Source organism: Kordiimonas gwangyangensis DSM 19435 = JCM 12864 (assembly GCF_000375545.1).
Lineage (GTDB): Bacteria > Pseudomonadota > Alphaproteobacteria > Sphingomonadales > Kordiimonadaceae > Kordiimonas > Kordiimonas gwangyangensis.
On sequence record NZ_AQXF01000002.1, the window covers coordinates 598363 to 624664 of the forward strand.

Below are 26302 nucleotides of genomic sequence, written 5' to 3' on the forward strand. Positions count from 1 at the left end.
TTTTACCCCCATAAAGGGTGAATGCCCTATTTCCGCAACCGCGCCTTGAAGACAGGCCCGCCAACCACACCGATGAGGCCCAGCGCCATCAGGCCGACGGCCACGAATGTCATCACCGTATAGGTTTCGCCCAGAAACGCCGCGCCCATGGGCAGGCCAAAGAGCAGCGTCATCTGGCCGATGAGGCTGAAGATCACCGGCGGTGCCACACGCTGGAGCGCAAAGTAGGCAAGGAACTGCCCGGCGGAGACAAAAGACTGCACGGCAATGAAGGGCCACACGCCGTCCACTTTCGTGAAATCAAAGTCCACCCCAAAGGCGAGGCCCGCAACCGCGAACACAATGACAGACGTGCCGAGCGTGGTGGCCGCCATAACCTGCGGCTTGGCGCCCACCGGCCACGCCACAGCGCGGTAGATGTTCCCACTCGCAAGGATGACAGGCACCAGAAGCGCAAGCGCCATCCACGGCAGTGCGGAGGTTGGCAAGCCGCCTTCTGTGGGCATGAGCAGGAGCGTGGCGCCAAAGGTACCAACGAGCGCCCCCGCCATGCGGAAGCCGTTTTTGCCCTCAAGCCCCAGCATGCGCGCGAACAGGAAGGTGAGCAGCACCGGCAGCGCGTAGACAAGGCTCGCGAGCCCCGCACCGATATGGCTGAGCACCGTGAACATGATAAGCTGCGGTATGGCGAGCGAGGTAAGCCCCGAAATGCTGCCGAACGTGGCCATGCGCCTGTTGGCCAAATCCCGCATATGCCGCCCGGCATAGAGCGCGAGCAGAAGCGCCGCCCCCACACTCATCCAGAACCCGAAGGAAATGGGCGTGATGCCCAGCGCCTGCGCCTTGCGCGAGAGCACCAAGGTCGCCGCCAGCAGAAACCCGTTGGTGGCGAGCAACAGCGCGATCAGCACCGGGCGCGGCAACAGGCCTTCCGTGGTGACGGACGGCTGAGACTTGGGGTGCAGCTTGCTGCTGGCGCGGCTTTTCAGCGCGCCCGAATGGCTCGTGCTCATGATCTTTCTCACTGTCTTTAGTGGCCCGGCAGATGGCGGGGAGGTGCCAGTGGGCCTTTGTTTGACTGTTATCTAAGCCTTCAATGCCCATATCTCAACACGCATAATCGTGTTATGACTATTTACCAAAAGTGAATAATAAGGGTGAGATATGGACAAGCTGACAGCCATCAGGATCTTCCGCCATGTGGCGGAGCTCGGCAGTTTTGCCGCCGCCGCCAAGCGCATGAGCCTGTCGCCCGCCGCGGTGAGCAAGAATATCCGCGAGCTTGAGGAGCACCTGGGCGCGCAGCTTATCAACCGCACCACGCGGCGCATGAGCCTGACGGAAGCCGGCAGCCTCTACCACAAGTCGGTTGTGCGCGTGCTGGACCGCCTCGCCGCTGTCGACCAGTCGGTGAGCGAGATGAAAGCCACGCCCGCCGGGCACCTGCGTGTCTCCGCTCCCATGACTTTCTCGCTCACGGCGCTGACGGAGCGTATCCCCGAGTTCCTGAGCGCCTACCCCGAGGTAACGCTCGACCTGAGCCTCGAGGACCGGATCGTCAATATCGTTGAGGAAGGTTATGACGTGGCGATCCGCGCCAGCGCGAAACTTGAGGACAGCTCACTCATGGCCAAAAAGCTCAGCACCATGCGCCATGTGGTGTGCGCCTCCCCCGCTTATTTGAAGAAACATGGCAGGCCCACGCACCCGCGTGAACTGGAAGACCATGAACGCATCGCCTTCTCCCTCTCGACCCACACGCACGGCTGGCCGCTTCATAAGGGGGAGGAAACCCATCTGGTGCCTGTGCAGGGGCGTTATAAGGTGTCATCCTCCATCGCCATCCGCCACGCGCTGGTGGCCGGTTTCGGCATCGGCATGATCCCGGACATGTATGTGCGCGAGGAGCTGGCCGCAGGCACCCTCGTCCCCGCCCTAAAAGGCTGGCACGGCCCCGAGCATCCCGTATATGCGATATACCCGGCCAGACGGTTCGAGACCGCAAAGCTGAGAGCGTTTCTTGATTTCCTCAGCGACATACTGAAAAGCGCCTGACGACGGCAGACAAAAGAAAAACCGCCCAACAAACGCGGGCGGTTTCCTCATTCTTGTCCCTTACCACTGGTAAGGGAGGATGTCTCTAACGGGTTGGCGAGCCTGACTGGTTCGGGTTTTCAATCACAACCGGCACTTCAGTCGTACCTGGCGTAACTCCCGTGAATTGTTGCGTCTGCACGGTTTGCGGCCCGTTTTGCTGCCCGGTCTGTGTGCTGCCAGTGTTGCTGCCAGTGTTGCTGCCAGTGTTGCTGCCCGAGTTCTGAGTTTGTGCCACCTGGTTCGCAGCCTGAGGTGCAACAGCCCGAACTGTTGGGTTGTTGGCGATAGTCTGCGCAGAAGCAGCCACTTGCGCCGCCGCGGCGGAGTTCGCCTGAACGACTGACTGATTAGCCGCGATTTGGGAGATTGTGACAGCAATCTGCGCTGCTGCTGCTGGCGCTCCTGCTATCACGGCAGGGTTTTGGGCAACGCTGCCCGCCGTAGCCGCGACACCCGCAGCAGCGTCAGGGCTCGCTTGCAGTACAGCTGGCGAGTTTGCAACATCGGCTGCAGCGCCCGCAACGGCCGCAGCACTTGCCGGGCTCGCCTGCAGGATAGCTGGCGTGTTTGCCACATTGGCGGCAGCCGCAGCAGCCGCAACAGCAGCCCGCGGATTGGTGGCTGTAAGTTGACGGGCCCGCTGAACCACTTGCGAGGCAAGCGCCATCGCCACCTGCGGGTTACCGCCGGAAAGCGCGTTGATGGCAGATTGTATGGCGCCAGTGTTGCCAGAATTGATAGCGGCCTGCAGCGCTGGCGGCAACGGGGCGTTTTGTGACGCCTGTAACGCTTCAGCAGCCTGAAACTGTGCCGGAACAACCGCTGCGGACATGGCAGCAGTTGCCATACCCACAACCAAAAGTGCCTTCATTTTCATGAGGTGATCTCCAAAAATCCCCAAATCATCATTCCCTTCAGGGATACCTTTTTCTCGCAGCAACATCAAGCGCTTGATTTGTAACAGGGTGCGTAATTTCCCTTACATTCTCGAAGGTAGCTCACAAAAAAGCGCCGGCCCTGGCCGAAGCTTTCTCACTCTTTGGCTCTACCGCCCTCGCCTACCGGATATCGAAGCGGTCGGCGTTCATGACTTTGGTCCATGCTGTCACGAAGTCGTTCACGAATTTGGCCGTGCTGTCTGACTGCGCGTACAGTTCCGCATAGGCGCGGAGGATGGAATTGGAGCCGAACACAAGGTCCACCCGCGTGGCAGTGTATTTGACTGTGCCGGTTTTGCGGTCCGTCACGTCATAGGTGCCGTCGCCCTTCGGTTTCCACGCATAGCGCATGTCAGTGACCACATCGAAGAAGTCAGCGGTGAGTGCGCCCACGCGGTCGGTGAACACGCCGTGCGCTGTTCCGCCATGGTTGGTGCCAATCACCCGCATGCCGCCCACAAGCACCGTCATCTCATTCGCGGTCAGGCCCATAAGCTGGGTGCGGTCGAGCATCAGTTCTTCGGGGCTGACGGCAAAGTCCTTCTTCAGCCAGTTTCTATAACCGTCGTGGATCGGCTCCAGCACGTCAAAGGATGCCGCGTCGGTCATCTCATCGGTCGCGTCACCACGGCCGGGCTCAAACGGCACGGTCACGTCCACACCGGCGGCTTTCGCGGCTTTCTCGATGCCCACATTGCCGGCGAGCACAATAACGTCCGCAACACTCGCGCCGAACTCAGCCGCGATAGGCTCAAGCACCGCGAGCACTTTTTCAAGCCGTGCGGGTTCGTTGCCTTCCCAGGAACGCTGGGGTGCGAGGCGGATGCGGGCACCATTGGCGCCGCCGCGCATGTCAGAGCCGCGGAAAGTACGCGCGCTGTCCCACGCGGTGGTCACCAGCTCCGTGACGGTGAGGCCGGAGGCTGCGATTTTGGCTTTCACGGCATCAACGTCATAGCCTGTGGGACCAACCGGGATCGGGTCCTGCCAGATGAGGTCCTCCTCCGGCACGTCCGGGCCGAGGTAACGCACCTTTGGTCCCATGTCGCGGTGGGTGAGCTTGAACCAAGCGCGGGCGAAGGTTTCACGGAAATAGTCGTGGTCCTTATGGAAACGTTCCGAGATTTCGCGGTAGGTCGGGTCCTTGATCATGGCCATGTCAGCGTCGGTCATGATCGGGTTGTGGCGGACGCTTGCGTCTTCCACGTCGACCGGCTTGTCTTCATCCCGGATTGAAACCGGCTCCCACTGGTGCGCGCCTGCGGGGCTTTTCTTCAGCTCCCACTCATGGCCGAACAGCATGTCGAAATACCCGCCGTCAAACTTGGTGGGTTCGCTGGTCCACGCGCCTTCAATACCGCTCGTGACCGTGTTGCGGCCAATACCGCGGGATTTGTGGTTGATCCAGCCGAGGCCCTGCTCTTCAAGCGGTGCGCCCTCTGGGTCCGGCCCCAGATTGCCAGCGTCGCCGTTACCGTGGCATTTGCCGACGGTGTGGCCACCCGCGGTGAGCGCCACGGTTTCCTCGTCATCCATCGCCATGCGGGCGAAGGTTTCGCGCACGTCGATGGCCGTTTTCAAGGGGTCCGGGTTGCCGTTCACGCCTTCGGGGTTCACGTAGATGAGGCCCATCTGCACAGCAGCGAGCGGGTTGTCGAGGGTTTTGCGGTCATCACCATCATAGCGGGTGGAGCCGAGCCATTCTTTCTCGTCCCCCCAGTAGGTGTCATATTCCGGGTGCCAGATATCTTCGCGGCCAAAGGCGAACCCGAAGGTTTTGAGGCCCATGCTCTCATACGCCATGTTGCCCGCGAGGATGATCAGGTCAGCCCAGCTGATCTGGTTGCCGTATTTCTTCTTGATCGGCCACAACAGGCGGCGGGCCTTATCAAGGTTCACGTTATCGGGCCAGGAATTGAGGGGGGCAAAACGCTGGTTGCCGGTGCCCGCACCGCCGCGGCCATCCGCCATGCGGTAAGAGCCCGCCGCGTGCCACGCCATGCGGATCATCAGGCCGCCATAATGGCCCCAGTCCGCCGGCCACCACTCCTGACTGTCGGTCATCAGGTCCTTGAGGTCTTTCTTGAGCGCCTCGACATCAAGCTTTTTCAGCTCTTCGCGATAGTCAAAGTCCGCACCCATGGGGTTCGTTTTGGTGTCGTGCTGGTGCAGGATGTCGAAATTGAGCGCATTCGGCCACCAGTCCCGGTTGGATTTGCCGGAAGCGGTGTGACCACCATGCATGACCGGGCATTTACCGCCAGTGGTTTTGATTTTCTCGTCCATGATTGGCTCCAATCTGCGTTTGGGGAGAACGGCGTAATCGGAACTGAAATGTGCCTCACCGTTCTTACATACCATATTGTTACCCTAGATGTCTTGATCGTCTAAATTTGTTTATTGAATGACTTCAAAAGGAAAATTCGATCAGTCATCAGGATAGCGCGCTAATGTGGCAGCGGCGTGTGAGGCGTTGTTAAAAACTGTGAATTGATCTCAGTCGTGGAAACGCGTGCACACTGTGCTGGTTGATTGCAGCACGGATTGCTGGCGGAAGCGGACGCGGTAGGCACTGGCGATCGCCTTGAGCTTTTCTGCCGCTTGAGCGCGCTCAGGCGCGGGGCTCAGTACCTCCAGCACCTTGCTGTATTCGCGCTCCGTCGTGCCGCCCGCGTCCCCACGCCAGTGGCCGGTGCCATTGAGCACGGTGAAACCGTTTGGGAAGCGCGGGGTGATCTCAGCGGCCACAAAGGCGGCCCAGTCTGCCTCCGTCACCGCGTCCGGCTCCGGCTGGCCCGCAATGCTGCGGCCGAAATAGAGGCGGGATTCCATAAAGCCCTCCTCCCCCGGCAGGCAGGACGGCGCGGCCATGCAGCCGCCTAGCAGCAGCATGAGGGCTGCCGCGACGGTATGGTGGCGGCGCAGCATCAAGCCCTCAGGCTTTGCCAGGGGCCACGGATGGCGATGGTGCGGCCGGGGTCCTTCTGGATATTGGCAAAAAGCGTGCGCCCGTCGGCGGAGAAACAGGCCCCCGCCCATTCGGAAATGGTGGTGCCCGCGATGTGGTAAAGCCGCCCATCCGGCGTCAGGCCCACAAGGCGCTGGCTGTCCTGGTCGCAGTCCTCACATATAATGAGGTCGCCCCAGGGGCTCATGACGATATTGTCCGGCATCTCTAACGCACCGGCGACGGTGGCCTCAAACACGAGCATGATCTGCCCGCCCTCGTCCGGTGTGGACCCTGGGATATATTTGAAGATCTGCCCAAGGCTTTCCGCGCCGCCCGACGTGCAGGTGAAATAGATGCCGTCGGGTGCGGTCACGATGCCCTCGCCGCGCACAAAGATGGCAGCGCCCTTCGATTGCGCTTCCTCGGCCACGGTGTTCTCGTCCGGGTCCGGCTCGTCGATGGTGACCCAGTCGCAGTCATGCGCGCGGCCGGGCTCCAGCGGTTCATCGGTGGTGTGTTTGCGGCCGTCAGTGAAGGTGAGCGCCTGCAAGGTGCCACCCTCCATCAGCCGTCCGCCGGTGCGCGGAATATAGCGGTAGAAACAGCCCTCTGTGTTGTCTTCGGTCTCGTACACGACACCGCTCGCATCCACGGCGATGGCTTCATGGTTGAAGCGGCCCATGGCCTTGATCGGCTCGATGCGCATCAGCGGGTTCATCGGGTCCACCTCAAAGGCATAACCGTGGCGTTTGCCCATTTCCCAGCCGTCATAACCCGCTTCCTCGCAGCTCACCCACGTGCCCCACGGCGTTATCCCGCCGGAGCAGTTGCGGATGGTGCCCGTCAGGCTCAGGTGATGCTTGAGCACATTGAGGTCAGCGTCGAGCCAGATGGTCGTGGTGCCGCCCGCGGACGCAGGGTCATAAGCCATATCCGGCACCGGTGATGGTGGGTCCTTGGGGAAAAAGAGCGGCATTTCATGGTTGCGCACCAGAATGGTCTCGCCATTCGGCCCCTCAAACGCACCCATGCCGTCATGATAGCCGGGCACCTCAAGGCCGTCTGACATGATTTCACCCGCCATGGAGATGACCTTGTAGGTGAAGCCCTCGGGCAGGTCGACAATACCGTTCGGGTCAGGCTTCAAGCCGGGCCCGAGCTTCGGCCGCTCAGCACTCCCGCATGCCGACAGGCTCAATAGCGTGGCGCCAAGCGTTCCCGGCACCAGCATCGCCCCGCCCGTACCAGCCACAGCAGCCAAAAACCCGCGCCTGTTGAACCTATTCGCCATCATTCCCTCCCCCATACAAAAAGACCGGAGCATGGTGCCCCGGTCTCTGTCTAATGGTCAAGCGCTACAGATTTATTCTTCCTCAGTCTCAAAACGTAGTTCGCCCGTATCAAAAAACCGTGAGAACCAACCGGCCACCAGACCGCCAAGGAAAAGGAAAAATGCCCCCATTAGCGTCATGACAACCCACAGCAGAAATGCTGTCAGAATTGCGTTCAGCCCATAAACGTATTTTCCGTTCAACCTGACCAGATCAAGGCCAATTGCACCCAAAACCCCGCACACAAGGCACATTATCCCCCAGAGGTAGGCGTTACACAAAAATCCGATCTTGAAGATAGTACCCGGCGTTAGCTGGCCGAATTTGATGACTTCTACAACCTTCATGGTCATATTTTAACCCCCAATAAAAAAGACCGGGGCAGATTGCCCCGGCCTTCTCATTCTCGTCAAGCGTGTAAGGGTGAAACCTACTCCGCTGCTTGCACTTCGTCGGCTGGCAGGTAGATGTCGGCGCCGCGTTTTTTGAACTCTTCGGACATCTGCTTCATGCCGGTCTCCGCCTCTTCCTTCGCCGCGGCGAAGTCGCGCACTTCCTGGGTGATTTTCATCGAACAGAATTTCGGCCCGCACATGGAGCAGAAGTGCGCCACTTTGTGAGCTTCCTTCGGCAAAGTCTGGTCGTGATAGTCCCGTGCCGTTTCGGGGTCGAGCGACAGGTTGAACTGGTCTTCCCAGCGGAACTCGAAGCGTGCGCGGCTTACTGCGTCATCCCTGAGTTGCGATGCCGGGTGGCCCTTCGCGAGGTCAGCCGCGTGGGCGGCGAGCTTGTAGGTGATCACACCCACCTTCACGTCGTTGCGGTCCGGCAGGCCAAGGTGTTCCTTCGGCGTCACATAACAGAGCATCGCGGTGCCATACCAGCCGATCTGCGCCGCGCCGATGGCGGACGTGATATGGTCATAGCCCGGTGCGATATCGGTCGTGAGCGGGCCCAATGTGTAGAAAGGCGCTTCATGGCAGTGCTTCAATTGCTCTTCCATGTTCGCCTTGATCTTGTGCATGGCCACGTGGCCCGGGCCTTCGATCATCACCTGTACGTCGTGTTTCCACGCGATTTTGGTGAGCTCACCAAGCGTGCGCAGTTCCGCAAACTGGGCTTCGTCGTTGGCGTCAGCGATGGAGCCCGGACGCAGGCCGTCCCCAAGTGAGAAGGCCACGTCATACTGCTTCATGATCTCGCAAATTTCCTCAAAATGCGTATAGAGGAAGCTTTCCTTGTGGTGCGCGAGGCACCATTTCGCCATGATCGAGCCACCGCGTGAGACGATACCGGTCACGCGCTTGGCCGTCAGGTGAATGAACGGCAGGCGCACACCGGCGTGGATGGTGAAATAGTCAACACCCTGCTCACACTGCTCGATGAGCGTGTCGCGGTAAATCTCCCACGTCAGGTCTTCGGCGACGCCGTCCACCTTCTCAAGCGCTTGATAGATCGGCACCGTGCCGATCGGCACCGGCGAGTTGCGCAGGATCCATTCACGGGTGTTGTGGATGTTGCGGCCCGTGGAGAGGTCCATCACCGTATCAGCGCCCCAGCGCGTGGCCCAGACCATCTTGTCCACCTCTTCCGCGATGGAGGAGGAGACCGCCGAGTTGCCGATGTTGGCGTTGATTTTGACGAGGAAATTACGGCCGATGATCATCGGCTCACTTTCCGGGTGGTTGATATTGTTCGGGATGATGGCGCGGCCCGCCGCGATCTCGTCACGGACAAATTCCGCCGTGATATAATCGGGGATATTGGCGCCCATCGGGTCACCGTCGCGCTTCAGCTTCTCGGCCATTACCTTGCGGCCAAGGTTTTCGCGCACGGCGACAAATTCCATCTCCGGCGTGATCAGGCCTTTGCGGGCATAATGCATCTGCGAGACATTGGCGCCAGCCTTGGCACGGAGCGGGCGTTTGCGCACGGGGAATTCAGGCGCCAGATAGTCGCCGTCCACCTTGCCGTTATCCTCAGGCTTTACTTCGCGGCCATCGTATTCCTCAACGTCGCCACGGCCTTCGATCCACGCGCGGCGCAGCTCCGCAAGGCCTTCGTAGATATCGATCTTGGCAGTGGGGTCCGAGTATGGCCCGGAGGTGTCGTAAACCCGTACCGGCACTTCATTGGCACTGGGGTGCAAATGAATTTCGCGCATCGGCACGCGGATGGTGGGGTCAAGTTCCGACCGCACATAAATCTTCTTCGAGCCCGGCAGTTCGCCGGTCGTGACATTAAAATTGGTGTTCGCTGTATCAGGCATATGATTGCTCCGTCCCTTGCGCTGGTGTTAGCCAGATCAGGTTCTAAGGGTCTTTGCGGCCTCGCAAACTCTCAGCCCCTTGCCTGCACTTGCGTGTATGGCGGGCTCCCCTCGGAACGCGGTTTGTGGTGTGCCTTATGTACGCGTCATCGCGCCCCCCCGCAAGGGATTTCGGGGGAAAATAGATAGGCCGCAAAACCCTGTTTGCGGCCAAGCCCTTCGCATTAAACGGTAATCTCGATCCTGTTGCCGTCGGGGTCGAGGACCGTACTCTCATAATAGCCGTCGCCGGTATGGTGCGCGGGCTCAAGGCATGTGTACCCCTCGCTTATCAGACGCTTCGTGAGCGCGTCAACCGCAGCCTTCGAGCCGGTGGACATGGCCAGATGGATAAGCCCGCCGTCCTGCACCGCCTCAGAGCGGAAGCGCGGACGAATGCCCGGCATGCTCATAAGCTCCAGCCGTGCACCGCTCGCGAAATAAAGAAAATAGGAGGAAAAGCCTTTATTCTTGTTGTCATATCGTGGCCCGGCCACAGCACAAAAATACGTGCTGTAGAAACTGACAAGCTCCTCAAGCCGGTCAGTCCAGATCGCGACATGGTTGATGTGCAAGGCTTTTCCCCTGAAGTGCGTGGAAGGAGTTATGTTCTGGTCCCGCCCTACTTGCACCAGTGCCCATGCATCTGTAAAATTCACATATCTGATATAATAGATTGAATTTTCTGATGACTATACCAAGCCATATCCTCACTCACCTGCCCTTCTTTGCTGCGGTCGCCAACCGGCTGAGCTTCACGCAGGCCGCGGCTGACCTCAATGTGGGCCAAAGCGCCATTAGCTATCAGATCAGGGAGCTGGAGAAAAAGCTTGGTATCCGGCTGATTGTGCGTGCGCCGGGCAGCCATGTCCAATTAACCGCCGCCGGACGCGCACTGGCGGATGACTATGCGGCGATGGACCGCCGCCTTGCCGTCACGCTCGAATGCCTCGCGCCTGACAGGCTTGAAGGGAAGCTGACGGTCACCGTGCCGGTGGATTTTGGCAGCATCGTCATGCCGCATGCGCTGGCGCGGCTCGCGCACACTGCGCCCGATCTGGAAGTTATCCTGAAGGTCAGCGACGACATGACGGACATGGAGCGTGAGGCGGTTGACCTCGCCATCAGGTCAAAACCCGAGGGGGACGGACTTGTGCACCGCACGCTCGCCCACGCACCCAAGCGCATGGTGGCAAGTTCGGAGTATATTGCCGTACACGGCACACCGGAGAGCGCGGATGACCTCAAAACGCACTCCCTGCTGCTGCGCGGCCACAATGCATCCCCCAGTTGGCAAAACTTTCTTGATGCGCATGGCATGTCTCTGGCGGACGTGCCTAAGGTTCGGGTTTTCAGCAACAGCTTCGCCCTTGCCGAGGCCGCGCGCGCCGGGCTTGGCGTCGCGCTTTTGCCCGCTTTCATGGTGATGGACCGCGGTGCGGGGAACCTCATCTCCCTGATGGACGACGCGGTCGCGCCCTTCGGCGGCACCTTTTACATTAGCCACCTGCCCTTGCCGCAACTGAGCAGGCGCAAACAAGCACTGGTGGACGCCATCAGCGACACCCTCGCAGCAGCCCCGTTAAGTGACGCGTTCCGGCGAAGTGACACTTAAAAAAAGCCTGCACGGCCGAGGGACCATGCAGGCAAGTCCGGTAGAACCCGCCATCAGGAAGGTTCAAGGCGTGGGAGCCAGACCGGTTGTCAGAAAGAGAAGTTCACACCAAGGCGCATGCTGCTCAGGTCAATGCTGTTGGCATTCACCAGTTCGCCCACGCGGTCAGCGTTTGGCGTGAAGGAAATATCGTTCGTGATGCGGTATTCACCGATCAGGGAGATACGCTCCGATAGCGCCAGCTCCGCACCAAAGCCGTAGGTAAAGCCAGCCTGAGTGTCGGAGAGGAACTGGGTTGGCGGCGCGAAGGTATAGCCAGTGTCATTGTCGAAATCGACCCAGGTCACACCCGCGAGACCATAGACGGCGAAGTTTTCGGTCACGTCATAACCAAAACGCGCGTCGCCGCCGAAAGTAGCATCGAGGTCAAGTTCACTTGCGAGCACGCCGTTGAGCGAGCGCGTGGAGCCGTTTTCCCACGAATAGAAGGCTTCGACCGCAACAAAGGCGCGGTCCGTTACGTGATGTTTGTAGCCAAGGCCCAGGCGCAGCGAAACGTCGGTTTCTTCGGTGAGGGTGCTGATGCTCGGCTCTTCATGAACGCCGGTGTTGCGGCTGATGCTGTGGCCGAGCTCAGTCGCGCTGATGCTGCCGGATACATAAATACCGTCAGCGGCGGAAGCAGCAGTTGCGGCCGTCAGGCCAGTGATGCCAGCCGCAGCAATTGCGGCGGCGCGAATGAAGGAGAGGGAATTTGCCATTCTGATAATCCATCGGTTCAAAATTGATGATGGCACTTACCTAAGGGCAGAGAACGCTGAATTCCATTCACGGAATTTCACATATAACGCCATGAAAAATAACAGTTATTTGAGTAGAGAAATCATTTTCCAGACAGCGTCACAGACACAGAAAAAAGCAATCATTCCGGTAGCGACATGAAGGTCAAACACGCCAAATATTGCATATGCAATAAAAAACAGCCGCGACTGGGAAATCGCGGCTGTATGCATGTTTTAGGGCGCATCGGGCGCCAATCCATCACAGTTGCTTGATGAACTGATATTCAGTGGTGTTTGAGCTGTCGTGAAGATCACGGGTTTCCGGCTGTCTCTGGTATCCTTCGCGCTCATAGAAGCTGTGGGCGCGGGTAAAGCGGGTGTCGGACCACAGTTCCATGGTTTTGGCGCCTCGTGCCCGCGCCAGGTCTTCCACATGATGCAGGAGCTTGAGGCCCATGCCGGTGCCGCGCAGGTCCTTGCTCAGGTAAATACGCTTGAGCTGGAAACGGTCGCCTTCAATCGGGCAATAGGACACGCAGGCCAAGAGCTTGCCGTCGCCGTCAATCACAAAGCCTTCACCGCCCTGGCTGTCCATGTAGGTTTTATAGGCCTGCAGGTCGCTATCGAGGTCATCGGGCTCAAGGTAAACGCCTTCATATTCGCTGAAAATGCCGCCAATAAGGGCAATCAGCCCTTCTGCATCATCGTCCCGCACCGGCCTAAGATTTAAGTCCGCCACTTGTCCCTGCTCCCACTCTCGTTGCTCTTCCGGCAAAATAGTTCTCCAGCACAGCGTAGTAAACCACCACGCCACGCCCCATATGTAAAGCACGGCAAACTGATGCCGCTTTCAGAAAGGACATATGATGTCCAGCAATCAACAAGCTCAAGCAGAAACTTCCCACAAGCCATCAACGGATGCGACTGAGCTGGAAGAAATGGCCAAATACGGCATTCTGCGTGTCTCGGTAAATTATTATCACTTCGGCGAGTTTCGTTACACCACGCTCAAGGATGCCATTGCGCAGGCAAAACGCGCAGGCTGATCGCTCACCGAATTTCCAAACAAACTGCCGCCCGCAACGTCCTGATCGCTGCGGGCGACGGCATTTTGCTGCCTGCACCGAACAAATAAAAATGGAATAATTATTAAAATAATAAAAAATAAAAGTCAGTTTTATTTATTAAAAATAACCCAAACCTTGAAATATAAAAAATAATAACCATCTTAATTAAATAATATATCTATATTTTTAAAAGGATAACAATATGAGTTTTAAAGAAATGTCGAGCGGAAAACAGGCGAACGCCTCAGCCGCCAAAATAAACGCGTCAAACCAGAACCTTGCCGCAACCAAAGGCGCCCCTGAGGGCAACGAACCCCGCAAGGCCACAGCGCAGGATGAGCCACCCCGCAAGCTTGATATCAAAGGCGCGGCACAGGCAGCCAAGGACAAATCCGGAGCGACAGCGGAAAAAAAAACCGCGCCGTCCTCTCCCTCCAATTCAAACTAACGGCTTAGGGAGGCAAAGCCTCCCTACCCGCCCAACCCGGACATATGCAATGGCCAGTCGGTCACATTCAAAAGCAATTACCTTCCACAACGAATTCCGCGTGGGAGGTTTCAAGAAAACAATCCCGGCAGGCACCTACCTCTTCACCACAGAAGAAGTTTTACTGGAGGGGGGAATGACCCCTGCCTATCGCCGCACCCAAACCACATTCCAGCTGCCGCCCGGCAAACCCGGCACAGTGGAATGGCTGACGATCAGCCCCTGCGAACTGGACGCTGCAATCCTGCGCGACCAAGCAAGGGACAGTGCCTCGCGGCACAAGCACGAGGGCGCCGCCATCCAGACAGAACTCCATGCCCCGCAGCCGGTGAAAGACCAAGGCATGCTCTGGATCGCTGAAGATCCCTATGGCGGGGTACCAGACCTCGAAGATTTTGCCTCGGCGCGCGGGCCATACCGCCTTCGCGGACAGGAATGAACCTGAATACCGCGGCTGTTTGTGGGCACGCCGTCCACACTAAAGGATATAAAATGTTACACACCAGACTCTGGCGCGACGGGGCATTCTTCATGCTCACCGTGCTTTTCCTGTTGGCCTATGCGACCACCGCAACGCTTGCGGCGCCACAGCCACCCCCCGCCAACGCCCACGCCAACAGCTACGGCAGCGGCTGGGACTGCGACACAGGCTATTCGCGCACCGGCGACGCCTGCAAAAAAATCAACCTTCCGGAAAACGCCTATCTGACCGGCATGTCTTATGGCGACGCCTGGGCCTGTCGTCACGGCTTCATGAAGTCCGGCGAGGCGTGTGCACCGATTGCATTGCCTGAAAATGCCTATGTATCCGGCACCGGTTACGACAAGGGTTGGAAATGCGCCCGTGGGTACAAGGCCCATGACAACGCCTGTGTGGCCATCACTGTCCCTGAAAATGCTTACCTGACGCACGCCAACTATGGCCGCGACTGGAACTGCGAGCGCGGATACCGCATGACGGACGACAGCTGCATCGCGGTAGAGGTTCCGGCGAACGCCTATCTCTCGGGCTCCATCTATGATGACAAAGGCTGGGAATGCGAACGCGGATACCGCGCTAAAGACAACAGATGCGTCCAGATTCCAGTGCCCGAAAACGGTTACCTCAGCAATCAGTCATACGGTAGTGGCTGGAATTGCGACCGTGGCTACCGCGCGACCGGCAACAGCTGCGTTGCGATAAAAGTTCCGGACAATGCCTATTATGTCGAAAGTTCCTACGGTGAGGGATGGGAATGTGCGCGCGGCTACAGGCTGGATATCAACCGCTGCGTTGAGCTTCAAATCCCCGACAATGCCCACATCGACCATCGCGGCAACGACTGGACCTGTGACAAACCCTACAGACGGGAAGGAAACCACTGTGAGCTTGCACGCTGAAGCACCCCTGAGAGGAGCGCAAAAGGCGCCAGACGGGCCTGAGGATGACGCCAAACCCGCGCTGGAGACCGACCCCGTGTGGAACCGGCCCAAAACAAGGGCTTGCCTCTCCTGCAAATCACTGTTTCCCAGCAGTTGGTCAGGCGAACGTCTGTGCCGCAATTGCAAACAGAAACAGGTCTGGCGGGAATCCATGCCAGGAGGCGCGAACCGCTCGCGCTATGTTTATGGGAAAAACCGCTAGCCCGAAGGGGTATTTTGCGTACCGGCATACGCGGGATAAGCTCGGACGCAGTCTCTGTCACCCCCTCGGGATGGTATCCCAGTCGGCGCGGCGCTCGCGCCCGATATCGAAGTCCCGCGCGCTGGCATGCTTGTGGTAAAAATCGTCCCAGCTTTCAATTGTCACGCCAAGGGTGGACCATAAAGCACCCTCTTCCGCCAACAGCGCATAAACTTGGCGGTATTCTCCTTCAGTCAGGAAAGCACAGTCGCGCACGCTGAGGTCCCTGATACCGGAAATGAGAGAGTTCTTCTTGCCTTGTATCTTGATTGGACCTTTCGGTGGTGCGACATCAAACGCCTGTGCAAGCAGCGCGGGTTCCCGGCAGAAGGCTTCGTAGGTGATGGCTGGAATATCCGGGAAATCAGCCATATTCTGCGCCTGCACACGCGCGCGGCGGATCACGCGGTGCGTGACCCTTTCAATGCGCGCAGCTTCAAGCGGGGCCGTGCCATAGTTGCGCAGGCAAGACGCCACCTGACGCATGGGCGCACTGGTGCTGATGACCGCCTTCATGTCACCCGCGAAGTGTTTACGGATGGCACGCACGCGCATCATGTTAGGCGGCGATGCCTCAATGAACACCTGCTTCCCGCTTGCCGCAAGCGCCTCCTGCCACACTTTGCGGATATACCCCCATGCCATGTGTGCGTCAGCATCCCAGGGGCTGGCGCGCATCATCTCCTTCACCTTGGGCATCATCTGCCCTTCCCCGTGACCAAAGGGCGGCAGATAACCGCGCCCCGCAAGACACGCCGCCAGATACTGGGACATCACCGTCTTGCCGGCATTGTTGGGGGAAAAGATGAAGAAGAACACAGCGCCAAAACCCTTGAAATGAAGGAAGGCCGCCAGCAAATGCGGGCGGCCTTCCAGAATTTGTCCAGTGCCTCGGTCGGCCCTGCCCCCGGATTAACGGGAGTAGAATTCCACCACGAGGTTTGGTTCCATGATAACCGGGTACGGTACTTCGTCGAGCGTCGGGATACGTACGTAGGTAGCTTTGAAGCCGTCTACTGCGATGTATTCCGGAACTTCACGCTCTGGGCTTTGTTGTGCTTCAATCACCATCGGAACACCGCGGGATTTTTCGCGGATCTCGACAACGTCACCAGCCTTCAGCAGACGGGACGGGATGTTACAACGCTTGCCGTTCACGAGAACGTGGCCGTGGTTCACGAACTGACGTGCGGAGAACACGGTCGGTACAAACTTGGCACGGTATACAACGGCATCCAGACGGCACTCAAGAATACCGATCAGTTGCTCACCGGTGTCGCCGCGAAGGCGTACAGCTTCATCGTAGTAACGACGGAACTGTTTCTCGGTGATGTTGCCGTAGTAGCCTTTCAGCTTCTGCTTTGCACGAAGCTGGATACCGAAGTCAGACAGTTTGCCTTTGCGGCGCTGACCGTGTTGACCCGGGCCGTATTCACGATTGTTCACCGGGGACTTAGCGCGGCCCCAGATGTTTTCGCCCATACGGCGGTCAATTTTATATTTCGCTTGGATACGCTTGGACATGCGAATCGCTCCTTTCAAATAAGCGCCACGGGCGGTGTGCTGTCCGAAAACCAGTGCACTATGGTACCCGTGCGGTTCTTAGCGTTATTGCCAGAACCATTCATTAACGGGCGGGAGATATAGGGAAGCCGTACCTTTGTCAACCAAAATGCGCGGAAATCCGCCCTACCCCTGCGCTTCATGCTCCTCCGCTGCTGCGCCGCCCTCAGTTCCGCGCCCTGCACGCACCACTGAAGCCACAATCTCAGCCACGGCAACTGCAATAAAATAGAGTGCGAAGGTTGCCGGTTCGGAGAAGCCGAAATCCAGCCACCAATATAGCATCGTGGCAATTAAAATCCCGCAGAGAGCAGGCAGGCCGAATTTCCTGGTCATTGCACAGTCCTTTCTTCCTCATCCTCATCCGCAAGCAGCCAGTTTGAGAAAGTCACGAGACCGGGGCCAATACTTTCCAGCATCTCAGTGATGGCAACCTTGAGCTCAAGCACGCTCCAGCCGTTATCCCAAAGGCTTGGTTCGGTAATGATGTCATTTCGCCATTTGCGCATCAGGCGGACGACATTCTCACGCTCTTCCACTCGGGAGAAATCCAGCACAAGCGCCAAAGCGCCCGGTTGACCTTTCTCGTTAGCCGGCGACCAAGCCAGCAGGAAAGGCCCCCTCCCTTCAAGCGCCGGCTCGTCTTTCGAGCGGCGCGCAGATGAGATTACCTCCATTGCTGCAACATAGTCATAGAAATTGACTGCCCCTGCACAATCACCGGCATCCACAATCTGCTGACCAGACCGTGCAACGAGATATTCCGCTACGCCGTCGTCAATGAGCGGCCAAAGGGTGACAAACTTTTTGCCCGGAAGTCCGCTTGCCTCGGCAGACGAACTGAAAGCAAGCACATAGGCTTCACAGATCATCCGGCGCCGCGCATATTCCTCATCTGTAGCGGGGCGTTCAGGGAATGCCACATAAGCCAAGCCGTCCACAGACATCGATCTCTGGGCACCATATCCGACAAAATTACGGATTGCATATCTGTTGGACTGAATGCCACCGCCAGAGATATCGGCCGACGGATAGGATGCTGGCCCACGTCCTGTGCCTGTGGTTGTTGTACAGGCGGCGAGGAGCAAAGCTGACAAAGTCACACATACCTGATGTTTCATGATAGTCCCCCTCGGAGCGATCGGGTCGCCCACGTTCCCGGGAGAATGATAACACCTGAAGGTGTACTGCTACAATTATAAGATAATTAGGTCAGATCCCGCCGATTGCGACGCTTCCGAGCGGCGCTCACCGCAGGGCCTGACCATCATATCAGGCGTTGTTCCACGGCATACGCGCGAGCATCATGCCCATGGCGCATGTATCGGTGATACCGGCAAACATCAGCCCTGCGCCGACAAAGCCGGACAGCGCGAAAAAGCCCGGTGCCACAAACCAGCCGAGCAGCACACCGGTGAGCACCAACGCCCCCGCTGCAATACGTACCTGCCGCTCAAGCGAGATGACACCGCCTTCGCGCGCATTTACGTCAACCCCGCAGGCAACACAGGCATCGGTGCCACCTTCCACGACCACAATATCACGGGTGGTGGTTGGTGCGAGCGCCTCAGCTGCCTTCTGCGCGCGGCCACCGGCTTTGCAGAGCACATAGATCGGCTCGTCATTGCCGCCCACGCCCTGAAGCACTTCACCGGGCGCCAGGTCCTGCAGCGGATAATGTTTTGCACCTTTTACGTGGCAGGCGGTGTATTCCGCACCGGTGCGCACATCAATCACATGAAGGTCGCCCTTCTTGTCGCGCAGCGCTTTGAATTCTGCTGCTGGAATTTTTTTGAGGTTGTTCATGACTTTCACACTCCGTTCACGCGTATTTACTGATGAGTTGCCCGAGATCGTCGAGACTGCTTTCATCACCGGCTTTGATGTGCGCTTCCACCATGCACGCCAGCATGGTGTGCCCGGCTTTGTCGAGCGCCTTCCTTGCCGCACTCATTTGCTGCGCCACCTTCTCGCAGTCCGGCGTATCCGCGGCCATCATCTTCTGAATGCCGCGAAGCTGCCCTTCAATGCGCGCAAGGCGATTGATCATCGCCGTTCTGTCTTTGTCACCGATCATGGGATCACCTTTTAAATACTATACCCCCTATAGTATAATGATGAAGATAAAAAATACAAGGGGCAGCCCGCGCCACCCCCTGAATTTGTTTGCTGCTCTACCCCCGAAAGCGGCGGATGAGGCTCGAGGTGTCGTTCCTGTTACCGCCCATTTTCTGGACGTCGCAGTAAAACTGGTCGACAAGGGCAGTGACGGGCAGCGAAACGCCCATGCTGTTGGCTTCACTCAGCACGATACCAAGGTCCTTGCGCATCCAGTCAACGGCGAAGCCGAAGTCGAACTTGCCGTCGATCATGGTGGAGGCACGGTTTTCCATCTGCCAGCTTTGTGCGGCACCCTTCGAGATCACGTCCACCACGGCCTTGGCGTCAAGCCCGGCTTCCATGGCGAAATGCAGCGCTTCCGCGAGGCCCTGTACAACGCCTGCGATACAGATCTGATTCACCATTTTGGTAAGCTGGCCCGCACCCGCCGCGCCCAGCAGCTTCACGGACTTGGCGTAAGCCTGCATCACAGGCTCGGCCTTCTCGAACGCTGCCGTGTCGCCGCCGCACATCACGGTCAGCACACCGTTCACAGCCCCCGCTTCACCGCCAGAAACCGGCGCATCAATGAACGCAAGGCCGGCTTTTTGTGCTGCAACCGCCATGGTGCGCGCGCAGTCGGCCGATGCTGTGGTGTGGTCAACAAAAATAGCGCCTTCCTTCATGGCAGAAAAAGCGCCCTCTTCGCCGACACAGACTTCAGCGACATCCTTGTCCGCGCCCACGCAGGCAAAAACGATGTCTGCATCTGCCGCGGCACCGGCGGGGGTTGGTGCGGTGTAAAGCTCGCCCGCTGCGTCGTCAGCGTAAGTTTCCAGCCATTTTTCGGCCTTCTCACCGGTGCGGTTATATACCGTGACATTATGCCCCGCCTTCGCGAGATGCCCTGCCATGGGAAAGCCCATAACGCCTAGGCCCAAGAATGCTACTGTTGCCATGATTGATTTCCTTCCTGCGCTGCCACCCGCTTTACCGGACTTGACCGTCCAGTATGTAAGGTGCTTGATACGGTCCGGTAACTTGGTAAGGGCCACGGGGCGCTATGTCCAGTAGGCATCATTGGGGGAGCGTAAAAAGCATGCGCGCGCTTAAATTCTGGTCGATTTTTGTCTTTTCATTCCTGGCCCTTGTTGGCCTTCTAGGCTTTGCATGGCTCAGGAGCAGCCTGCCACAGGCTGAAGGCACTATTGAGCTGAATGGCCCATCCGCCCCCATCACCATCGCGCGGCACAAACATGGTGTGCCGCATATCGCGGCAGCATCCGACAATGACCTCTATTTCGGCATGGGCTTTGTGCACGCGCAGGATCGCCTTTGGCAGATGGAAATGAACCGCCGCATCGGTCATGGCCGCGTGGCCGAGGTACTGGGTGAGGCTGGCCTTGGCTTCGATAAATATTTCCGCACCCTCGGTTTCACGGAAGCGGCGGAAAGCGCACTTAAACATGTGGATGATGAAACCCGCACGGCGCTTGAAGCTTATGCCGCCGGCGTCAACGCCTATATCGACAGCCACAAGGGCGCGTGGCCGCCAGAATTTGTGCTGACCGGCACTACCCCCACCCGCTGGGAGCCGGTGGATACACTCGTATGGCAGAAGATGATGTGGCTTGATCTGTCGGGCAACATGCGTTCGGAACTCGCGCGCGCCCGCCTCCTCACCAAACTGAGCCCCGCACATGTTCAAAGCCTCTACCCCAGCTATCCGGGTGAAATTGAAACCCCGCTGCCTGACCTTGCTGCCATCTACGGTGAAACCAATATCGAGAGCGCCATTGCCCTTGTGGGCGAAGAGATGCCCGAAGGTTACGGCTCCAACAACTGGGTCGTGAGCGGCGACCATACCCAAAGCGGCAAACCGCTGCTGGCCAACGACCCGCACCTTGGCCTCACCACACCCAGCATCTGGTATCTGGTGCGGCTGAACAACACCACCACAGGCGCGAACCTTGTGGGTGTCAGCTTCCCCGGTACGCCGTCCATTATCCTTGGCCGCAATGACCGCATTGCCTGGGGCTTCACCAATACCTACCCCGACATTCAGGACCTTTATGTGGAGAAGGTTCTGGAGGACGGCAAAAGCTACCTCACCCCGGACGGCCCCGCTGACTTCGTCACGCGCGAAGAGATCATAAAGGTGAAGGACGCGGACGACGTGGTGCTGACAGTCAAGGAAACCCGGCATGGGCCGGTCGTGAGCGACGTTGTGGGCACGAGCGGCGAGTTTGTGCGCGAAGGGTATGTGCTGGCGCTGCGCTGGACCGCGCTGAATGAGACCGACTTTGCCGTGGCGGGCTTGCGCGGGCTTGCAAGCGCAACCGACTTTGAAAGCTTCAAAACCGCTGGCCGCCACTATTTCGGCCCGGAACAGAATATGATCTACGCCGATGTGGACGGCAATATTGGCTATTACGCTCCCGCCCTCGTGCCCGTGCGCAAGCCGGGGAACGAGATTATGGGCCGCCTGCCCTCACCGGGCTGGGACGCGAAGTACGACTGGGAAGGCTATGTCTCCTATGACGACCTGCCCACGCGTTATAACCCCGATGGTGGCATCATCGCGACCGCGAACGAGAAGATCGTGGATGAGGATTATCCGCATTTCATAACGCGTGACTGGGCGCTGCCCTACCGCGGCAACCGCATCCGTGCGGAACTGAAAAGCGTACCCAAGCACACCACCGGCACCTTCAAGCACCTGCACCATGACATCACGTCAGACATGGCGCGGGATATGGTTTATGTGCTGAGGCATCACCTGCGTGATGTACACCCGGCCGCCAATGCTGTCCTGAACTGGGACGGCACCATGGATGCCCGCCGCACCGAGCCGCTCATTTTCCATGAATTCATGCGCACCTATCAACGCAAACTGATGGCTGATGAACTAGGCGACATGGCGGGCGACTATACCTCGATCAAATCCCGCCTTTTGCGTGACAGCCTTTATTACAGCCTGCCGGAAGACGAACGCCCTGACCTGAGCGCAGACTATTACCACCTGCCCGCCATGCCGGAGGATGAAGCCCTGCTGTGGTGCGATGACGTGACGACGGAAGACAAGGTTGAGACCTGCCCGGAGCTTGCGAAAGCCGCCTTCCTTGAGGCGATGGACACGCTTGCCACCCGAATGAAGGGGGACTGGGAAACATGGGACTGGGGCGTGGAACACACGCTCACCCAAACTCACAGGCCCATGAGCCAAGCGCCTTTCATCAAAGACTTTTTCGAAATAAAGACACCCATTGGCGGCAGCCGCAACACCATCAATGTGGCAGGTGTGAGCGAGAGCGAAAAAGACCTGAACACCTCAAGCTTCGGCCCAAGCTACCGCGGTATCTTCGACCTCTCGGACCTTGACCGTTCGCTCTATGTCATCCCGACAGGGCAAAGCGGCAACCCGCTTTCGGCGAACTTCAAGGACATGTTCCGGCTGTGGAAAAGTGGTGACTATATCACCATCCCGACGTCGGGGCCGGTGACCAAAGGCGCAAATCAGGTGCTGGTCATTAACCCGAAGGCAACAGATTAACCTTAACATAAGGAAAGTTAGTGACTATCCTGAGCGGTAGATCACGTGGTTCGGGAGACTGAAGTGGCGAAAAAAGACGACAATGATGTTCGTCCTATCATCAAGAAGGTGAAGAAAGTTTCAGGCGGCGGCCACCATGGCGGTGCCTGGAAAGTGGCCTATGCCGACTTCACCACTGCGATGATGGCCTTCTTCATGCTGCTGTGGCTCCTGAACGTGGCACCGCCAGAAACGCTGGCAGGCCTAGCCGACTATTTCTCGCCCACAACAGCTGCCGTTTCGGGCCGCACGGGGGCGGAGGCTATCAACGCGCCCTCCTCTGACTCGATGGGCTCCAACCCGTCGCAGATTGTTGCCATCAGCGTTCCGGGACCGCCGCAGTCGGGGCCAGATCAAGGCAAAAAGACCGGCTCCGCAGAGGATGGTGGTTACGGGGACAAACTGTCAGAGCGGATCAAGGCCCAGCAGGATGCCACCTTCAGCCAGCTGCAGGAACAACTGCGCCTCGCGATCCAGCAATCGCCTGAGCTCGCCAAGGTCTCTGATCAGTTGATCATGGAAATCACTGAAGAAGGCATGAAAATCCAGCTGATCGACAAAGACCGCCGCGCCATGTTCAAATCCGGCACGGACGAGCTTTATGAATTCGCGAAAAAGATGCTGCAGGAAATCGGCAAGTCGATCCAGACCCTGCCAAACCGCGTGACCATCCTTGGGCACACTGACGGCAGCGTTTATTTCGGCCCGCAGGGCGAAAGCAACTGGGAACTGAGCGCGAACCGCGCCAACTCGGCCCGGCGTGAGCTTGATGTGGCCGGTGTTTCCACTGACCGTATCTCCGAGGTTATTGGTAAAGCAGGCACCGATCCACTGTATCCTGACCAGCCTAACCGTACGGAAAACCGCCGCATTACCGTACTTGTGCTGCGTGAAGCACCGGTGGTTCCCCCTAACCTGACAAACAGCAACTAAGCGCACGCATAGCCGCTCATCAGGAATTTTGCCTTGTCGCCCCCGTGGTGGGACGGTAAAAATTGCTAAGGACACGAGTCTCGCGCGGTTCGCCGCAACAGCGGGCATCAGGCAAACGGAAATCCCTCGTTTTATGGATCTTGTTGTACCAACCATTCAAATGTGGCTGACCTTCGCCATCGTGCTGGGCGCCATTGTGGCCTATGCCTATGACAAGATTCCGCTTGAAATCTCGTCCATAGCGACGGTCGCACTTTTGCTCGCGCTTTTCGAGATTGTGCCGCTATATGGCGATGACGGCAAACAACTGATCACCGTCCGTGACCTGCTGCAAGGCTTCGCTGACCCCGCGCTGATCACCATCATGGCCCTGCTTGTCGTCGGGCAAGGGCTTGTGCAGACAGGGGCCCTCAATGGCCCGGCGCGAACACTTGTCAGGCTCGGCAAAAACTCACCTCGCACTGTTATTCTGGCCTGCTTTGTTGTGGTGATGGTGATCTCGGCGGTCCTCAACAACACCCCTGTGGTCGTGATCTTTATCCCAATTCTGGCGGCGCTTGCCGAACGGCTTGGCAAAAAAGTCGCGCTGGTGATGATGCCGCTCAGCTTTGTTGCCATCCTCGGCGGCAACATGACCAAGATCGGCTCCAGCACCAACCTCCTCGCCATCGGCGCCTATGAACAGGTTGGCGGCCCATCTATCGGCTTCTTTGACTTTACCGTGCCGGGTGCCGTGATGGCCTTTGTCGGCTTCCTTTATGTGGTGACCATCGCACCGCGCCTGCTTGTAGACCGCGCGGGCATCGCCAAACGTCTTGCCGGTGGTGGCGGCAAGCAGTTCCTGTTCCAGATGGAGCTTACACCCGATAACGGCCTTGTGGGCCAAACCGCAGTTGCTGGCATGTTCCCCGGCCTCAAGGAAGTCACGGTTCGCATGATTGAGCGCGGGCGCGAGAAATTGCTGCCACCTTACGACGATATCACCTTGCAGGTTGGTGACGTTGTGCTGGTGGCCGCGACGCGGTCTGTGATGACAGACCTCCTCAATGCCTCCCCCGACCTCGTTTCAAGCGCGGAAGGCGAGGATGTGGACGACAAGGCAGGCGAACGCCGCGTGATTGCGGAAGCCGTGATCGCACCCGCGTCGCGCATGGATGGCCGCACACTCGCGCAAACGGGTTTCCGGGCTGAAACAGGCGTCTCGGTGCTCGGCGTACAGCGCCGCAGCCGCATGATCCGCGCCGCACTTTCCATGCTGCGCCTTGAGGCGGGTGATGTGCTTTTGGTGATGGGTTCGCGCTCGGCTGTGCTTGCGCTCCGTGACAACCGCGACGTGCTCCTCATGGAATCGTCCGCCAGCGACGTACCGATGCAGGAATATGCCTGGCGCGCGCTAGCCATTTTTGCGGGCGTCGTGACCGTCGCAGCGCTCGAGATCATGCCGATTGTGGTGGCCTCCCTCATTGGTGCCACGCTGATGATGGTCACCCGCTGCCTGAACGTGCGTCAGGCCGGCCGTGCCATTGACCGCCGCGTCTTCACCATTGTGGGTGCCGCACTCGCGCTCGGTGCTGCCATGCAGGCCACGGGTGGTGCTACATGGCTTGCCCATGCCGTCATTGAGGGCCTGCGCGGCGCACCTGTTTGGGTTCTGCTTTCGGGCTTCTTCCTGCTCATTGCCATGCTCACCAACGTGCTGTCGAACAACGCAACGGCGGTTCTGTTCACACCGATTGCCGTTTCCATCGCTTCGGAACTGGGTGTTGAGCCCATGCCGTTCCTGCTCGCGGTGATCTTCGGTGCGAACTGTAGTTTCGCCACGCCCATGAGCTATCAGACCAACTTGCTCGTCATGGCACCGGGTCATTACCGCTTCGTTGATTTCATGCGCGTGGGCACGCCTCTCATATTTGTTATCTGGATGACTTTCACCTTGTTCATTCCGTGGTATTATAACCTCTTCTAAGGAAGGAGAGGTTTCCGCCCATGACCGACCAGGGGCTGCAATTCCCGAAGTTCTACGTGACCGCACCGTCACCCTGCCCCTATCTGGACGGCAAGGTGGAGCGCAAGGTTTTCACGGAACTGAAAGGCCCGGACGCTGCCGCGCTCAATGAAGCGCTTGGCCGTGTGGGTTTTCGGCGCAGCCAGTCTGTTGTCTACCGTCCGGCGTGTGAAGGCTGCTCGGAATGTGTTTCCGTTAGGGTCAGGGTCAAGGACTTCCGCCCCACGCGCTCCCTGCGCCGGGTCGCGAAAGCCAACACAGACCTCAAGGCCGAAGTGCGCCCGCCCGTGGTGACGGACGAACAATATCAGCTTCTCGCCAATTACCTGAACGCTCGCCACGCTGACGGCACCATGGCGGACATGAGCGCGGAAGAATTCAAGGACATGGTGGAAACCAGCCCGGTACAGACTGTGCTGGTGGAATACCGCCGCGCGATCGACAGCAAGTTGATGGCCACGGCGCTGACGGATGAACTCTCCGACGGCCTGTCTATGATCTATAGCTTTTACGAGACCTCCGAGGCTGCCCGCAGCCTTGGCACCTATCTGATTTTCGACCATATCGAACGTGCCCGCCGCGCGAATCAGCCTTATGTTTATTTGGGTTATTGGGTCAAAGGCAGCCCCAAGATGAGCTACAAGGGCCGCTTCAGGCCGCTTGAAAGGCTTGGGCAAAACGGCTGGTACGAAATTACGCCCGAAGACGAGGCAAAATAACCGTCTTCTCTTGCCCCGCGACGTTCCCGCTTTATACTGTGGCCCGGCGGTCCGGAGCACGAGATTACCCGCGCTGGAAGGCACGACCGGCCGTCAGGATTTTTGGTTAGGGGGAGTAGCGTCTTGCGCAAAAAAGCCACGCATCAGCAGCC

Annotated in this window: 27 protein-coding genes and 1 riboswitch; of the genes, 10 read left to right on the top strand and 17 right to left on the bottom strand. The window is 58.4% G+C overall.

Features of this window, described 5'->3' with window-relative positions; genetic code table 11:
* Positions 1 to 26: 26 nt before the first annotated feature.
* Entirely contained in the window at positions 27 to 1013 is a 987-nt protein-coding gene (locus B150_RS0107800; protein WP_020399347.1) for a DMT family transporter, read from the bottom strand.
* 151 nt (positions 1014 to 1164) lie between these two features.
* Here B150_RS0107800 and B150_RS0107805 point away from each other — a divergent pair, with 151 nt between their 5' ends.
* Positions 1165 to 2055, top strand: a complete 891-nt coding sequence (locus B150_RS0107805) for a LysR family transcriptional regulator (protein WP_020399348.1) — start codon at positions 1165 to 1167, stop codon at positions 2053 to 2055.
* Positions 2056 to 2140: 85 nt separating this feature from the next.
* Here B150_RS0107805 and B150_RS0107810 read toward each other — a convergent pair whose 3' ends face one another.
* The 7 genes from B150_RS0107810 to B150_RS0107840 form a co-directional block, all read right to left on the bottom strand.
* Positions 2141 to 2974, bottom strand: coding sequence for a hypothetical protein (locus B150_RS0107810; RefSeq protein ID WP_155859975.1), 834 nt, complete (start codon positions 2972 to 2974; stop codon positions 2141 to 2143).
* Positions 2975 to 3155: 181 nt separating this feature from the next.
* A complete protein-coding gene (gene katG / locus B150_RS0107815) occupies positions 3156 to 5321 on the bottom strand; it encodes a catalase/peroxidase HPI (protein WP_020399350.1) in 2166 nt (721 codons plus the stop codon).
* Between the two features lie 210 nt (positions 5322 to 5531).
* On the bottom strand, positions 5532 to 5963 hold the full coding sequence (locus B150_RS0107820) for a DUF3574 domain-containing protein (RefSeq protein ID WP_020399351.1): 432 nt from the start codon (positions 5961 to 5963) through the stop codon (positions 5532 to 5534).
* Positions 5963 to 7279, bottom strand: coding sequence for an alkaline phosphatase PhoX (locus B150_RS0107825; RefSeq protein WP_020399352.1), 1317 nt, complete (start codon positions 7277 to 7279; stop codon positions 5963 to 5965). Before B150_RS0107825 ends, B150_RS0107820 begins: the two co-directional genes overlap by 1 nt.
* 69 nt (positions 7280 to 7348) lie before the next feature.
* Positions 7349 to 7669: a hypothetical protein gene (locus tag B150_RS0107830; RefSeq protein WP_020399353.1), complete on the bottom strand. Its 321-nt coding sequence runs from the start codon at positions 7667 to 7669 to the stop codon at positions 7349 to 7351.
* 77 nt (positions 7670 to 7746) lie between these two features.
* Positions 7747 to 9585 (bottom strand): phosphomethylpyrimidine synthase ThiC, encoded by a 1839-nt coding sequence (gene thiC / locus B150_RS0107835; protein WP_020399354.1) that lies wholly within the window; start codon positions 9583 to 9585, stop codon positions 7747 to 7749.
* A riboswitch (TPP riboswitch) is annotated at positions 9581 to 9707 on the bottom strand. It overlaps the preceding gene by 5 nt.
* A gap of 102 nt (positions 9708 to 9809) precedes the next feature.
* Entirely contained in the window at positions 9810 to 10199 is a 390-nt protein-coding gene (locus tag B150_RS0107840) for a VOC family protein (RefSeq protein ID WP_020399355.1), read from the bottom strand.
* 113 nt (positions 10200 to 10312) lie between these two features.
* Between B150_RS0107840 and B150_RS0107845 the strand changes: the two genes are divergently transcribed.
* On the top strand, positions 10313 to 11239 hold the full coding sequence (locus B150_RS0107845) for a LysR family transcriptional regulator (RefSeq protein ID WP_020399356.1): 927 nt from the start codon (positions 10313 to 10315) through the stop codon (positions 11237 to 11239).
* An 89-nt stretch (positions 11240 to 11328) separates the two neighbouring features.
* Here B150_RS0107845 and B150_RS0107850 read toward each other — a convergent pair whose 3' ends face one another.
* Together B150_RS0107850 and B150_RS0107860 are read right to left on the bottom strand one after the other, a co-directional pair.
* Entirely contained in the window at positions 11329 to 12000 is a 672-nt protein-coding gene (locus B150_RS0107850; protein WP_020399357.1) for an outer membrane protein, read from the bottom strand.
* A 280-nt stretch (positions 12001 to 12280) separates the two neighbouring features.
* Entirely contained in the window at positions 12281 to 12760 is a 480-nt protein-coding gene (locus B150_RS0107860; RefSeq protein WP_155859977.1) for a GNAT family N-acetyltransferase, read from the bottom strand.
* Between the two features lie 124 nt (positions 12761 to 12884).
* Between B150_RS0107860 and B150_RS0107865 the strand changes: the two genes are divergently transcribed.
* From B150_RS0107865 to B150_RS22265, 4 genes are all read left to right on the top strand, one after another.
* Positions 12885 to 13067, top strand: a complete 183-nt coding sequence (locus tag B150_RS0107865; RefSeq protein WP_026168269.1) for a hypothetical protein — start codon at positions 12885 to 12887, stop codon at positions 13065 to 13067.
* Positions 13068 to 13290: 223 nt separating this feature from the next.
* The gene (locus B150_RS0107870; RefSeq protein WP_020399361.1) at positions 13291 to 13536 is read left to right on the top strand and encodes a hypothetical protein; all 246 of its coding nucleotides are present in this window, start codon (positions 13291 to 13293) and stop codon (positions 13534 to 13536) included.
* A gap of 175 nt (positions 13537 to 13711) precedes the next feature.
* Complete coding sequence (locus B150_RS20160) at positions 13712 to 14014, top strand: hypothetical protein (protein ID WP_155859978.1); 303 nt, start codon at positions 13712 to 13714, stop codon at positions 14012 to 14014.
* Positions 14015 to 14067: 53 nt separating this feature from the next.
* Positions 14068 to 14955 carry a hypothetical protein gene (locus tag B150_RS22265; protein WP_025896579.1) on the top strand — a complete coding sequence of 296 codons (888 nt, stop codon included), beginning with the start codon at positions 14068 to 14070 and terminating at the stop codon, positions 14953 to 14955.
* 301 nt (positions 14956 to 15256) lie between these two features.
* Here the strand turns inward: B150_RS22265 and B150_RS0107885 are convergent, their stop codons facing one another.
* From B150_RS0107885 to B150_RS0107915, 7 genes are all read right to left on the bottom strand, one after another.
* Positions 15257 to 16096, bottom strand: coding sequence for a hypothetical protein (locus B150_RS0107885; RefSeq protein WP_020399364.1), 840 nt, complete (start codon positions 16094 to 16096; stop codon positions 15257 to 15259).
* Positions 16097 to 16150: 54 nt separating this feature from the next.
* Positions 16151 to 16762, bottom strand: coding sequence for a 30S ribosomal protein S4 (rpsD, locus tag B150_RS0107890; RefSeq protein ID WP_020399365.1), 612 nt, complete (start codon positions 16760 to 16762; stop codon positions 16151 to 16153).
* A gap of 165 nt (positions 16763 to 16927) precedes the next feature.
* Complete coding sequence (locus B150_RS0107895) at positions 16928 to 17137, bottom strand: hypothetical protein (protein WP_020399366.1); 210 nt, start codon at positions 17135 to 17137, stop codon at positions 16928 to 16930.
* The gene (locus B150_RS0107900; protein ID WP_155859979.1) at positions 17134 to 17922 is read right to left on the bottom strand and encodes a hypothetical protein; all 789 of its coding nucleotides are present in this window, start codon (positions 17920 to 17922) and stop codon (positions 17134 to 17136) included. Before B150_RS0107900 ends, B150_RS0107895 begins: the two co-directional genes overlap by 4 nt.
* Before the next feature lie 151 nt (positions 17923 to 18073).
* Positions 18074 to 18607: a rhodanese-like domain-containing protein gene (locus tag B150_RS0107905; RefSeq protein WP_020399368.1), complete on the bottom strand. Its 534-nt coding sequence runs from the start codon at positions 18605 to 18607 to the stop codon at positions 18074 to 18076.
* Between the two features lie 16 nt (positions 18608 to 18623).
* Positions 18624 to 18878, bottom strand: coding sequence for a metal-sensitive transcriptional regulator (locus tag B150_RS0107910; protein WP_020399369.1), 255 nt, complete (start codon positions 18876 to 18878; stop codon positions 18624 to 18626).
* A 97-nt stretch (positions 18879 to 18975) separates the two neighbouring features.
* Positions 18976 to 19860, bottom strand: a complete 885-nt coding sequence (locus B150_RS0107915; RefSeq protein ID WP_020399370.1) for an NAD(P)-dependent oxidoreductase — start codon at positions 19858 to 19860, stop codon at positions 18976 to 18978.
* A gap of 140 nt (positions 19861 to 20000) precedes the next feature.
* Between B150_RS0107915 and B150_RS20170 the strand changes: the two genes are divergently transcribed.
* The 4 genes from B150_RS20170 to B150_RS0107935 all read left to right on the top strand — a co-directional run bounded on the left by B150_RS20170 (position 20001) and on the right by B150_RS0107935 (position 26150).
* Positions 20001 to 22454 (top strand): penicillin acylase family protein, encoded by a 2454-nt coding sequence (locus B150_RS20170; protein ID WP_020399371.1) that lies wholly within the window; start codon positions 20001 to 20003, stop codon positions 22452 to 22454.
* A gap of 63 nt (positions 22455 to 22517) precedes the next feature.
* A complete protein-coding gene (locus B150_RS0107925) occupies positions 22518 to 23426 on the top strand; it encodes a flagellar motor protein MotB (protein ID WP_026168270.1) in 909 nt (302 codons plus the stop codon).
* Positions 23427 to 23559: 133 nt separating this feature from the next.
* On the top strand, positions 23560 to 25392 hold the full coding sequence (locus tag B150_RS0107930; protein WP_020399373.1) for an SLC13 family permease: 1833 nt from the start codon (positions 23560 to 23562) through the stop codon (positions 25390 to 25392).
* A 20-nt stretch (positions 25393 to 25412) separates the two neighbouring features.
* Entirely contained in the window at positions 25413 to 26150 is a 738-nt protein-coding gene (locus B150_RS0107935; protein WP_020399374.1) for an arginyltransferase, read from the top strand.
* Positions 26151 to 26302 lie beyond the last annotated feature (152 nt).